General features: G+C 75.6%; 10 protein-coding genes. 4 read left to right on the plus strand and 6 right to left on the minus strand.

Annotation, left to right across the window (positions count from 1 at the left end; translation table 11 throughout):
- Positions 1-49: 49 nt before the first annotated feature.
- The 3 genes from ACFPK1_RS32015 to ACFPK1_RS32025 form a co-directional block, all read right to left on the minus strand.
- A complete protein-coding gene (locus ACFPK1_RS32015; protein ID WP_378024978.1) occupies positions 50-550 on the minus strand; it encodes a MarR family winged helix-turn-helix transcriptional regulator in 501 nt (166 codons plus the stop codon).
- 117 nt (positions 551-667) lie between these two features.
- Entirely contained in the window at positions 668-1,261 is a 594-nt protein-coding gene (locus ACFPK1_RS32020; protein WP_378024979.1) for a TIGR03086 family metal-binding protein, read from the minus strand.
- 27 nt (positions 1,262-1,288) lie between these two features.
- Complete coding sequence (locus tag ACFPK1_RS32025; protein ID WP_378024980.1) at positions 1,289-2,167, minus strand: DNA-3-methyladenine glycosylase family protein; 879 nt, start codon at positions 2,165-2,167, stop codon at positions 1,289-1,291.
- Between the two features lie 62 nt (positions 2,168-2,229).
- Between ACFPK1_RS32025 and ACFPK1_RS32030 the strand changes: the two genes are divergently transcribed.
- Both ACFPK1_RS32030 and ACFPK1_RS32035 read left to right on the plus strand, forming a co-directional pair.
- Positions 2,230-3,213, plus strand: coding sequence for a helix-turn-helix transcriptional regulator (locus ACFPK1_RS32030; RefSeq protein WP_378024981.1), 984 nt, complete (start codon positions 2,230-2,232; stop codon positions 3,211-3,213).
- 11 nt (positions 3,214-3,224) lie between these two features.
- Positions 3,225-3,797, plus strand: coding sequence for a hypothetical protein (locus ACFPK1_RS32035; protein WP_378024982.1), 573 nt, complete (start codon positions 3,225-3,227; stop codon positions 3,795-3,797).
- Between the two features lie 380 nt (positions 3,798-4,177).
- Here ACFPK1_RS32035 and ACFPK1_RS32040 read toward each other — a convergent pair whose 3' ends face one another.
- Positions 4,178-5,326, minus strand: coding sequence for a L,D-transpeptidase (locus ACFPK1_RS32040; RefSeq protein WP_378024983.1), 1,149 nt, complete (start codon positions 5,324-5,326; stop codon positions 4,178-4,180).
- Between the two features lie 289 nt (positions 5,327-5,615).
- On the opposite strand from ACFPK1_RS32040, the gene ACFPK1_RS32045 reads away from it, so the two are divergent.
- Positions 5,616-6,320, plus strand: a complete 705-nt coding sequence (locus ACFPK1_RS32045; RefSeq protein WP_378024984.1) for a response regulator transcription factor — start codon at positions 5,616-5,618, stop codon at positions 6,318-6,320.
- Positions 6,321-6,372: 52 nt separating this feature from the next.
- Here the strand turns inward: ACFPK1_RS32045 and ACFPK1_RS32050 are convergent, their stop codons facing one another.
- Entirely contained in the window at positions 6,373-7,560 is a 1,188-nt protein-coding gene (locus ACFPK1_RS32050) for an LLM class flavin-dependent oxidoreductase (RefSeq protein WP_378024985.1), read from the minus strand.
- 121 nt (positions 7,561-7,681) lie between these two features.
- Positions 7,682-9,247 (minus strand): HAMP domain-containing sensor histidine kinase, encoded by a 1,566-nt coding sequence (locus ACFPK1_RS32055; RefSeq protein ID WP_378024986.1) that lies wholly within the window; start codon positions 9,245-9,247, stop codon positions 7,682-7,684.
- Between the two features lie 85 nt (positions 9,248-9,332).
- On the opposite strand from ACFPK1_RS32055, the gene ACFPK1_RS32060 reads away from it, so the two are divergent.
- Positions 9,333-10,964 (plus strand): S1C family serine protease, encoded by a 1,632-nt coding sequence (locus ACFPK1_RS32060; protein WP_378024987.1) that lies wholly within the window; start codon positions 9,333-9,335, stop codon positions 10,962-10,964.
- Positions 10,965-10,972 lie beyond the last annotated feature (8 nt).

Raw genomic sequence — 10,972 nt, forward strand, 5'->3', positions numbered from 1 at the left:
CGCCCGGGTGCGGCCAGGGGGTGTCGCGGAGGGTGTCTCTGAGGGTGTCTCAGAGCTCGGGGCGCTCGGCGACCCGCTCCCACTCCGCACCGAGGTCGTTGAACAGCGACGCGAGGTGCGGGCGGTGCTCGGCCGGGCAGCCGGCGAGGAGAGCCTCGTCGAGCGCGCGGGCCCGGCGGTTGGTCTCGGCGAGCGCCTCGGCGCCCTCGGCGGTCAGCGTCAGGACCTTCGCGCGCGCGTCGTGCGGCGCCTCGTGACGGGCGATGAGCCCGCGGCGCTCCATGCGCCGGCAGACGTCGGCCATCGTCGAGGTGTCCAGGGCGACCGCGCTGGCCAGCGACGTCTGGTCGGCGTCCGGGTAGGCCCGCACGGCCGAGAGCACCGCGAACTGCGGGCCGGTGAGCACCGAGTCGACGTGGCGGGTCCACGCGGCGAGGTAGGCCTGGTAGAGCCGCCGGGCGCCGTAGCCGGGCGCGGCCACGAGGTCGGCGGGGGGATCGAGGCGGACACGGCGCCGGGTGGTGTCCTTGCCGGTCGCCGCTCTCGTCACCGCGCTCACCCCGTCCGTCGCGCCCCGGGTGACCCTCGGGTCACTCCCCGTTCCTCGGATAATACGTGCTCGGAACGAATCCGGGGCCCGACGTGACGCGTCCGATCGGTCGACCCGTCAGCGGACGAGGAGTCCCTGCGGGTCACGACCGAGCCAGCCGACCAGCCGCTCGTAGGGCGCGGCGTCCGCGGCGACGGCGACCGGCGGGCCGAACGGGATGTCCCCGCCGCGGGGCTCGGCCGGCAGCACGCGCCGGGCGGTGTCCTCGACGGCCAGGGCGAGCTCGTCGTCGAGGCCCGCGGTGCGCCCGGTGGCGGCGCCGAGGTCCCAGGCGTGCACGGTGAGCTCCTGGACGTAGCCGAAGCCGACGAAGCGTCCCGGCATGGTGCCCCACGGGACGGTGAGCACCCGGTCGAGGACGGCCTCGTCGTGCACCCAGACACGCTCGATGTCCGCGCGGGCGGCGGCGAGCTCGGCGACGTGGGTGCCCGGCGCGACCGCCGGGGCGGACGGGACGTCGCCGAAGTGGCCGCCGGCGCCGACGTGGGCGATGCGGCGGTGCACGCCGACGAGGTGGTCGAGCAGGGTGCGGACATCCCAGCCGGCGCACGGCGTCGGGCGCTCGAGGGCGGCGGGCGGGGTGGTCGCGACGAGCTCGCCGATCTGGTCGAGCGCGCGGGTGAGCAGGGGGCGGGGGTCGGGCGCGGTCACGGTGATCTCCTTCTCGTGGTGGTGTCGTCAGCCGGCGACGCGCAGCAGCAGCGCGGCCCAGGTGCGGTAGGGGCGGAGCTCGTCGACCAGGTCGTCGAGCGGGTCGTCGGGGCGGCGGCCGTGGACGCGCGCGAGGGCGGCGCGGCACCGGGGCTCGCTCTCGGGCCACTCGTCGACGACGCCGCAGGCGCGCAGCCAGACGAGCGAGGCGGAGAACGCGCCGATGCCCCGCAGGCGCTGCAGGGCGGCGCGGGCGCCGTCGGGCCCGAGGGCGCGCAGGCGCTCGACCTCGAGCTCCCCGGCCAGCGTGGCCTCGGCGACGCCGTGCAGCCGGCGCACCTTCTCGGTGGAGAGCCCGGGGAGCTCGCGCAGCTCGAGCAGGGCCTCGGGGCGCGGGAACGCGTCGACCTCGGCGCCCGCGACGGTGAGCGTCTCGCCGTGGGCGACCGCGAGGCGGCGGAAGACCTGTCCGGCCTGGCGCTCGCTGGTCCGCGCCGCGACGACGCCCCAGCACGCGGCCTCGTAGGGCGTGCCGAAGAGCGTCGGGCGCAGGCCGGGCTGCTCGGCCATGAGGCGTCCGATCGCCGGGAGCCGGCGGCCCACCTCGGGGTAGTCGCGGGCGTCGTGGTCGAGCGAGAGCACGCGGGCGATCTGGGCCAGGGCGATGTCCTCGGCGCCGTCCGCCCCGGCGATCTCGACCTCCACCGCACCGTCGGGCACGGCCTGGCGCAGCGCGAAGGCGATCGGGCGCTGGTCGCCGTCGAGCGGGGCGGTCATCCGGAGCGGCTCGTCGGGCGCGGGGGTGTGGCGGGTGATCGGACCCCAGCGCCCCACGAAGGCCCGGGTGCGCTCGAGGTCGAACGGGCCGAGGGGCTCGAGGACGTGCGTGGCGGGAGCGGCGGTCATGGGGAGAGGATGCGACCCCATACACGACATCTGCTGTCGTGATTCTGCGGCATTCTCGACGGGTGCGCTCGGACCGCCTGCTCGCGACGCTGCTGCTCCTGCAGACCCACGGCCGCCTGCCCGCGCCCGAGATCGCCCGGCGGCTCGAGGTGTCGGTCCGCACCGTGCAGCGCGACGTCGAGGCGCTGTCCACGGCCGGGGTGCCGGTCTACTGCGAGCGCGGGCGGCGCGGCGGCGTCGCGTTGCTCGAGGGCTACCGCACCGACGTCACGGGGATGACCGACGACGAGCTGCGCGCGCTCGTGGCACTCGGCGCGTCCGCGGACGGGGGCGCCCTCGGGACGGCGCTCGCCTCCGCGTCGCGCAAGCTGCTGGCCGCCGTGCCCGACGCCCGGCGCGAGGGCGTCGACCGGGCCCGGCGGCGCCTGCTCGTCGAGCACCAGGGCTGGCGGCGCGCGCCCGAGGACCTGCCCGCCCTGCCCGCGCTCGACGCCGCGCTGGTCGCCGACGAGCGCGTCCGGATCCACTACGCCACCGGGGACGCGGCGATCGCGTCGTGGCGCACGGTCGATCCGTACGGCCTGGTCAGCAAGGCCGGGACCTGGTACCTCGTCGCGGCGCACCGCGGGCAGCCGAAGATGTACCGGGTCAGCCGGGTGCGCGACGTCGCCGCCACCGGCACTCCCGCCCGCCGTCCCGACGAGCGCGACCTCGGCGAGGTGTGGGCCGAGCTGCGCGACCGGCTGCAGGCGCCGAGCGACGAGGTGGACGTGCGGGTGCGCGTCGACCCGGCGTGGGCCCCGACGCTGCGCCGCGTCGCGATGGCCGTGATGGCCGGGCCCTGGCGCCACGAGGGCACCGACGCCGACGGCCGCGAGGTCCTCACCGCGCCGTTCCGCTCGCTGCTCGCCGCGCGGGCGGGGCTGCTGGGCTACGGCGACGCGGTCGAGGTGCTGGCGCCCGCGGAGCTGCGCGCCGAGATGGCCGACGCGGCCGCCCGCGTGGTGGCGCTCTACACGATGCCGGACCCGCCCTCGCCCGATTAGGGTCACGCGCCATGACGAGCGTGCTGGTGACCGGCGGCGGCGAACGACTGACCGAGGTGGCGGAGGCCATCAGGGCCACCGGGGCGGAGACGACGGTGGTCGACTCGCTCGACCGTCTGGGCGAGGCGGTGTCCGGGCAGTCGTTCGACGCCTACGTGCAGCTGCCGGTGGCCATGACCCCGCGCAGCGGCAGCCTGGTGGGACGGGTCGAGCAGTTCCTCTCCGAGGGCCTGCTCAGCCGCTTCCGGGCCGCCGAGACCGTGCTGCCCGTGCTGCACGACGCCTCGACGGTGGTGCTGGTCGGCGGGCAGACCAACATCGACACCGAGGCGCCCGACGACCAGCAGGCGCGCACCGCCCTCATGCGGGTGCTCGCCCACGCCCTGCGCGCCGAGCGGGCGCCCGGCCACCTGCGCGTCCGCACCGCCGGCCCCGAGTGGAGCGGTGCGGACATCGCCGCGAGCATCCAGGGCGAGGCGCCGTCGGAGACCCGGACCGCCCAGACCGGCGACCGCGAGGCCATCGGCAAGGCCTACGCCGACTGGCGCGCCGAGGTGCTGGGGCTCGTGCGCGTGGAGTTCTGACCGCTGTCGGGGCCGGCCCCTGGCGTCCGGCTCCGTGGCGGACGGCAACCCGATCATCACGGACGTCTACACGTCCGACCCGGCCGTGCTCGTCCACGACGGCACGGCCTGGCTCTACACCGGCCACGACGAGGCGGAGCCGGACGCGGCGCGCTACCTGATGCGCGACTGGCTCTGCTTCTCGTCCCGCGACCTGCGGACGTGGACCCCGCACGGGCCGCTGCATCGTCGAGGTCGACGGCGAGTGGATCTTCTTCTACCACAACGGCGTGCTGCCGGGCGGCGGGAGCCGTCGGCGGTCGGTGTGCGCCGACCGCCTGACCCACGCCCCCGACGGCCGCCTCGAGCGGGTCCGGATGACGACCGAGGGCCTGCTCGGGTCAGGTTGACGCGAGCGCCGAGCCCTGGCGGTACTCCTCCCACGGGATGGTCCAGTCGGCGATGTCGCCGTCGCGGGTCGTCAGCGGACGCTCCGAGCCGACGATCTCCACCGGGTCGCCCATCTGCACCCAGTTGAAGAAGAACTGGCCGTTGGCCGGCGAGAGGTTCACGCAGCCGTGCGAGACGTTGCTGCGTCCCTGCTGGCGCGTGGTGGCCGCGTTGACGTGCACGAACTCCCCGTTGTTGGAGATGCGCACGGCCAGCGGCAGCTCCTCGTCGTAGAAGCCGGGGGTGCCCTCGGCCGGCCCGCCCCACGTGTCCGAGCGCATCCGCTTGATCTCGTGCTTCTCGAACGCGACGTGCACGCCGTACTGCGTCGGGTACTGCGCCCGGCCGTAGGACGCGGGCATGGTCCTGAGCTCCTGGCCGTCCTGGTAAAGCACGAGCGTGTGGGCGTTGACGTCGCCGCGGGCCCGCTGGTCGCGGCCGACGGTGAACGAGAAGGAGCGGTCCTCCTCGCCCCAGACGCCCTCGCCGCTGTCGACGCCGAAGAGCCGGGCGCTGACGCTCACCTGCGTGCCGGGGCGCCAGTACTCCTTGGGCCGCCAGTTGAGCTGCTCGTCGGACATCCACCGGAACGAGCCCTCGGTGGGCGTCGAGGTCTCCACCGACACCCGGCGCTCGACGGCCGCCCGGTCGGTGACGGGGGAGTCGAAGGTGATCGAGATCGGCATCGCGACGCCGACGGTCTGCCCGTCGGTGGGGCGGATGCTCGCGATCTCGAGGGTCTCCTCGGGCGCGACCGTGCGGAAGGTCTGGTCGAGCGGGGCGCCGGGGCGACCCTGCTCGTCGACGCCCGCGGCCTGCACGCGGTACTCGGTGCCGTAGGCCAGCTGCGGGCTCGTCCAGCGCGTGCCCGAGGGGTCGGGGGTGCCGGCGAGCGCGGCGCCGCCGGTCGGGGTGACGGTGACGTTCGACAGCCGGCCGCCCGCGGCGGAGACGATCAGCGGCTCGGCGGGGGCGACGTCCGTCGCGCCCGGCGCGACCGACGCGGCGAGCGCCACCGGCGGCACGGGCGGCGGTTGCGGGGCGCTGCCGACCCCGGCGCACCCACCCAGGAGAGCGATCATGGCGAGCAGCACGACCACCGGACCCGTCGTCGCCCGATCGAGCCCGCGACCTCTCCGCACGTGGCTGCTCTCCGTCCTCGACACACCGTCCCCCTCATCCCGATCCGGGAGATCCCGACTCCACATCCTCAACCATGCGAGACGCGTCGGCACCGTTCGCGGTTGCGTGTCGTCGGTGTCGATCCCGTATCGGACAACTCGGGCGCGCCGACCGACACCGTCTGTCCTCGGACGACTGCGCCGGACGGGTGACGAGTGATCGGCGCGTCTCAGCACCGTCTCAGGCCGTCCGGCCACACTGTCCTGCATGCGAATCCTCGTCGCGGACGACGACCGGGCGGTGCGCGACTCGCTGCGCCGCTCGCTGGCGTTCAACGGCTACCAGGTCGAGCTCGCCTCCGACGGGCAGCAGGCGCTCGACGCCCTGGCCGCCGACGCCGGCCCGCGTCCCGACGCCCTGGTCCTCGACGTGATGATGCCGCGGGTCGACGGGCTCGAGGTGTGCCGCCGGCTGCGCAACGCGGGTGACGACATCCCCGTGCTCGTGCTCACCGCGCGCGAGGCGGTGTCCGACCGCGTCGCCGGCCTCGACGCGGGCGCCGACGACTACCTCGCCAAGCCCTTCGCGCTCGAGGAGCTGCTGGCGCGCCTGCGCGCGCTGCTGCGCCGCACCTCGCCCGACGACGGGGCGGGCGCGCCCGATCCGGAGCCGCTGCGCTTCGCCGACCTCTCGCTCGACCCCGTCACCCGCGAGGTCCGCCGCGGCGAGCGCCCGATCAGCCTCACGCGCACCGAGTTCTCGCTGCTCGAGCTGTTCATGGCCAACCCGCGCCGCGTGCTGACCCGCAGCCGCATCCTCGAGGACGTGTGGGGCTACGACTTCCCGACCACGGGCAACGCGCTCGAGGTCTACGTCGGCTACCTGCGCCGCAAGACCGAGGCCGAGGGCGAGATGCGCCTCATCCACACCGTCCGCGGCGTCGGCTACGTCCTGCGGGAGACCCCGCCCTGACACGTGAGCGAACTTCGGGGCTATAGCCCCGAAGTCCGCTCACATGCGTGCGCTACGTCGCGGCGACCTCGTCGGCGTACTTCTTGGTCATGTGGTCGACGGCCTCGAGCTGGGTGGCCGCGTACTCGTCGCGCTTGAGCCCGGCGCGCTCCTTGGCGGCCTGGGTCGACTCCGCGTGGCTGCGCCCGCCCCACGTCGTGCCCTGGAAGTGCGGGACGACGTTCTGGGCGATGAGCTCCCACGACCGCTTCGTGGCCTGGGGGTTCGCCCACTCGTGCCCGAGCAGCAGCATCGCGCCGAAGCCGCCGGACTGGTCGGCGAGCCGCTGGACCTGCGCCTTCGCGTCGTCCGGCGTGCCGATCGCCCCGATGCCGGCCTCGTTGATGAAGTCGATCATCTCCTTGACGTCGCCGCCCTCGACCGCCATCTGCGGGAACGCCGCGGTCTTCTGGAAGTAGCGGAACCAGGACTCGATCCCGTACTCCACGTCGCGGTAGGCCTGCTCCTTGGTCTCCGCGATGTGCATGAGCCCGACGAGGCGCCACTTCTCGCGGTCCGGCGTCGGCTGCCCGTAGTGCTGGGCGCGCTCCTCGACGACGTTCCAGTGGTGGGCCAGCGCGTCGAAGCCGTCCGGCGACAGCGTCGCGCCGATCGAGAGCAGGCCGACCCCGTGCCGGCCGGCCATGCGCGGCCCGGTGGGGGAGGCCACGGCCGCGACGGCGATGTCGAAGCACGGCTCGGTGTAGGGGCGCAGCTGCAGCTGGGCCTCGACCAGGTTGTGGGTCTTCGTCTGCTCGGTGACGACCTCGCCGCGCAGCAGCCGCATGATGATGTCGAGGTTCACGTCGAGCAGCTCGCGCGTGTCGGTCGGGTTCAGCCCGATCATCGCCGAGTCGCTCGGCAGCGAGCCGGGCCCGACGCCCAGCATCGTGCGCCCGCGCGTGAGGTGGTCGAGCAGGACCATGCGGTCGGCCACCCAGAGCGGGTTGTGGTAGCTCGCCGAGGTCACGCCGGTGCCGAGCTTGATGCGCTTGGTCCGCTCCGCGGCCGCCGCGATGAAGATCTCCGGCGAGGCGATGATCTCGCTGCCCGCCGAGTGGTGCTCCCCGATCCAGGCCTCGTCGATGCCCAGCGCGTCGAGGTGCTCGACCAGCTCCAGGTCGCGCTGCAGGGCGAGGGTCGGATTCTCACCGGCACGGTGGAACGGGGCCAGGAACGTGCCGAAACGCAGTCTGCTCACGGGTCTCCCTCTCGGCGGGCTTGTATCCATCCCGACCGTAAGCCGGGTCACAGGGACACGTACAGACCCCGTGACGCAGCGTGAGCGACTTGTCGAACGTCATCGCGGGGTCAGCGCCGTGTCATCGCCGGGGCACCCAGAAGCGCAGCAGCGCGCCGCCCTCGGGCGCGCGGTGGGCCGAGACGCCGCCGTGGTGGCGGTCGGCGACCTGGGCGACGATCGAGAGCCCGAGCCCCGACCCGCTCATCGTCCGCGCGTCGAGCGAGCGGTAGAAGCGCTCGAAGACGAGGTCGAGCTCCTCGTCGGCGATGCCCGGGCCCTGGTCGGCCACCTCGAGCACCGCGGTGCCCGGCCGCTCCGGGGCGACGCCCTCGCGCAGGGTCACGCGCACCCGCCCGCCCGGCGGGCTCCACTTCGCGGCGTTGTCGAGCAGGTTCAGCGCGGCGCGCTCGAGCGCGTTGGCGTCGCCGGTGACCTCGCAGGAGGCCAGGTCGACATCGAACACCACGTTCTCGGCCGCGGCGCGGCGCCGGGCCCGGTCGAGGGCGCGCTCGACGACGTCGGCGAGGTCGAGCGGCTCGGCGGTGACCTCGGGCGGGTCGTCGCGGGCGAGCTCGACGACGTCGCCGATGAGGTTGGCCAGCTCGTCGACCTGGGCGCGCAGGTCGGCCTGCAGCTCCTCGCGGTCCTGGGCCGAGAGCGTCGGGCCGCCCGGGTTCGCCGACGCGCGCTCGGAGGCCATGAGCAGCTCGAGGTTGGTGCGCAGCGAGGTCAGCGGGGTGCGCAGCTCGTGCCCCGCGTCGGCGACGAGGCGGCGTTGTCGCTCGATCGACGACGCCAGCGCGGCGAGCATGGCGTTGAAGCTCGTGGTCAGGCGGGCCAGCTCGTCTCCGCCGGTGACGGGGATCGGGCGCAGGTCGCCGGTGCGCGCGACGCGCTCGGTCGCCGAGATCAACCGCTCCACCGGCCGGAGCCCGGCCCGGGCGATCGCGACCCCGGTGAGCGCGGCGAGCAGCACCCCGGACGCGCCGGCGACCAGCAGCACCACCGCGAGCTTCGAGAGCGTGCGCCGCGTCGGGTCGAGCTCCTGGGCGAGCACGAGCGCGCGCCCCTCGCCGGCGTAGACCGCCACGACCCGGTAGACCTCGCCGTCGGCGACGCCCGTGCGCACCGACGTCGCCGGGTCCTGGCGCGCCGCGGACACCTCGGCCGCCCCCAGCGGCGGGCTGTTGCCGCGCAGGGTGACGAACTCGCCGTCCGCGGTGACGATCGCGACCCGCACCTCGCCCGCGGCCAGCGCGTCGGACGAGACGCGCAGCAGGATCGCGGGGTCGGCGAGGTCGCCCGCCGCGGCCACCGTCGCCCGCTGCACGAGGCTCTCGTCGAGCTGGTCGTAGAGCGCGCGCTGGGCGGTGAAGAACACCGCGATCGCGATCAGCGCGACGAGCAGCCCGCCGCCGACCGACACGAGGATGCCGACCCGCCGGCGCAGGGGGATGCCCTGCAGGATGTGCCGGATCAGCCCGGGTGGGGGCTCCTCGTCGTCGCTGACGGCGGCGCGCCCCGGGCCCGCGGTGAGGGGCGCGCCGACCGGCGCGCCGGTGAGGGCGTCGGCGGTGGGCGTCGCGGGGCGGTCGTCGACGGCGGCGGGACCCTCGGTCGACGGGCCGGGTGCGGGACGTTCCACCCCTCCAGCTTCCCCCGTCGGCGCGTCGGGCGGGTGGGGACGCCGGTCGACGCGCCCGGACGGTCGATGCGGGAGGCTGGGGGGCATGAGCGAGAACGACGCCGCGCCCTCCGCACCGGACGGCCCCGGCCCCTCGGGTGACACCCCACCCGGCGGCTCGACGTCGGCCTCGCAGGCCGCCTCCGCCGCCGGCGAGGCGCCCTCGGGCCCCGGCGGTGTGCGCTGGGCCGAGGGCACCGGCCGCGAGTACGAGACCGCGCGGGTCGCCACGAGCGAGGGCGCGGCGCCGTACAGCGCCCCGAGCCAGGCACCGAGCCAGGCACCGACCCAGGCGCCGAGCCAGGCACCGACCCCGCAGGCACCGTCCGGTCTCGGCCGGCCCCCGGCCCCGGGCGGTGCCACGGCGTCGTTCGGCGCCGTCCCGGCCTACCCGCCGACGAACCCGCAGACCCGCGAGGCCCCGGCCGTCCCGCCCGGCGGCTTCTCGCCGCCGACCTCCCCGGGCGGCCCGGGCGGGCCGGGTGCCGGCTGGGGCGCCGTGTCGGCCGGGCCCGCGACCCCGCCCGGCGGCTGGCCCCGCGATCCCGGCGCCGGTTGGGGCGGTTCGGGTCCGGGCGGGTCCGGTGGCTCCGGCGGGTCCTCCCCGCGGCGCCGCGGCACCCTCGGGCTGGTGGCGCTCGCGCTCGTCGCGGGCCTCGTCGGCGGCGTGCTGGGCGCTGCGCTCGTCGGCGGGATCGGCGGCTCGTCGACCTCCTCGCAGGGCACGGCGCTCGACGAGCCCGTGCCCGAGGGCGAGGGCCCGGCGCCCGCGCCGGGGTCGGTCGAGGCGGTCGCGGCGAACGTGCTGCCCAGCGCCGTGCAGATCCGCGGCCGGGCCGGCGAGGGCTCGGGGATCGTGCTCTCGGCCGACGGCCTGATCATGACCAACAACCACGTCCTGCAGGCCGGCCAGGGCGGCGGGCTGGAGGCGATCTTCTCCGACGGGCGGGCCGCGCCGGTCCAGGTCGTCGGCACCGCGCCCGCGGCGGACATCGCGGTCGTGCGCGCGAGCGGGGTGTCGGGCCTGCGGGCGGCGACGCTGGGCAACTCCGACGAGCTCGTCCAGGGCCAGCCCGTGATGGCCGTCGGGTCGCCGCTGGGGCTGTCGGGCACGGTGACCACCGGCATCGTCAGCGCCCTGCAGCGGCCCGTGGAGGCCGGCGGTTCCGGCGCCGGGCAGAGCAGCGTGCTCGACGCCATCCAGACCGACGCCGCGATCAACCCCGGCAACTCCGGCGGGCCGCTGGTCGACTTCGAGGGCCGCGTCATCGGCGTGAACACCGCGATCGCGAGCGTCACGGGCAGCGCTGGTCAGGAGGGCGGCTCGATCGGTCTCGGGTTCGCGATCCCGATCAACCAGGCCCGCCGTCTCGCCACCGAGCTCGTCGACACCGGGCAGGCCACCCAGGCCGTGATCGGCGTGGGCGTGGCCGACGCGGCGCCGCGCGGCGCGGCGATGGCCGACGTGCAGCCGGGCTCGCCGGCGGCGACGGCCGGGATCGCCGCGGGCGACGTCGTGGTGGGCGTCGACAACCGGGTCATCGAGGACGCCAACGCGTTCGTCGCGGCGATCCAGTCGCGGGCCCCGGGGCAGACCGTGACGCTGACGCTGCAGTCGCCGGGCGGCACGCGGCAGGTGCCGGCGACGCTGGGCAGCCGGGTGATCGGCGGCCGCTGAGGGAGGGC

The sequence above is a fragment of the Actinomycetospora rhizophila genome (genome assembly GCF_042657905.1).
GTDB classification, from domain to species: Bacteria; Actinomycetota; Actinomycetes; order Mycobacteriales; family Pseudonocardiaceae; genus Actinomycetospora; species Actinomycetospora rhizophila.

Coding starts and splice junctions, on each gene's coding strand:
- ACFPK1_RS32025 (WP_378024980.1), bottom strand. CDS start 2,167: ATGACCGCCGCTCCCGCCACGCACGTCCTCGAGCCCCTCGGCCCGTTC.
- ACFPK1_RS32035 (WP_378024982.1), top strand. CDS start 3,225: ATGACGAGCGTGCTGGTGACCGGCGGCGGCGAACGACTGACCGAGGTG.
- ACFPK1_RS32045 (WP_378024984.1), top strand. CDS start 5,616: ATGCGAATCCTCGTCGCGGACGACGACCGGGCGGTGCGCGACTCGCTG.
- ACFPK1_RS32060 (WP_378024987.1), top strand. CDS start 9,333: ATGAGCGAGAACGACGCCGCGCCCTCCGCACCGGACGGCCCCGGCCCC.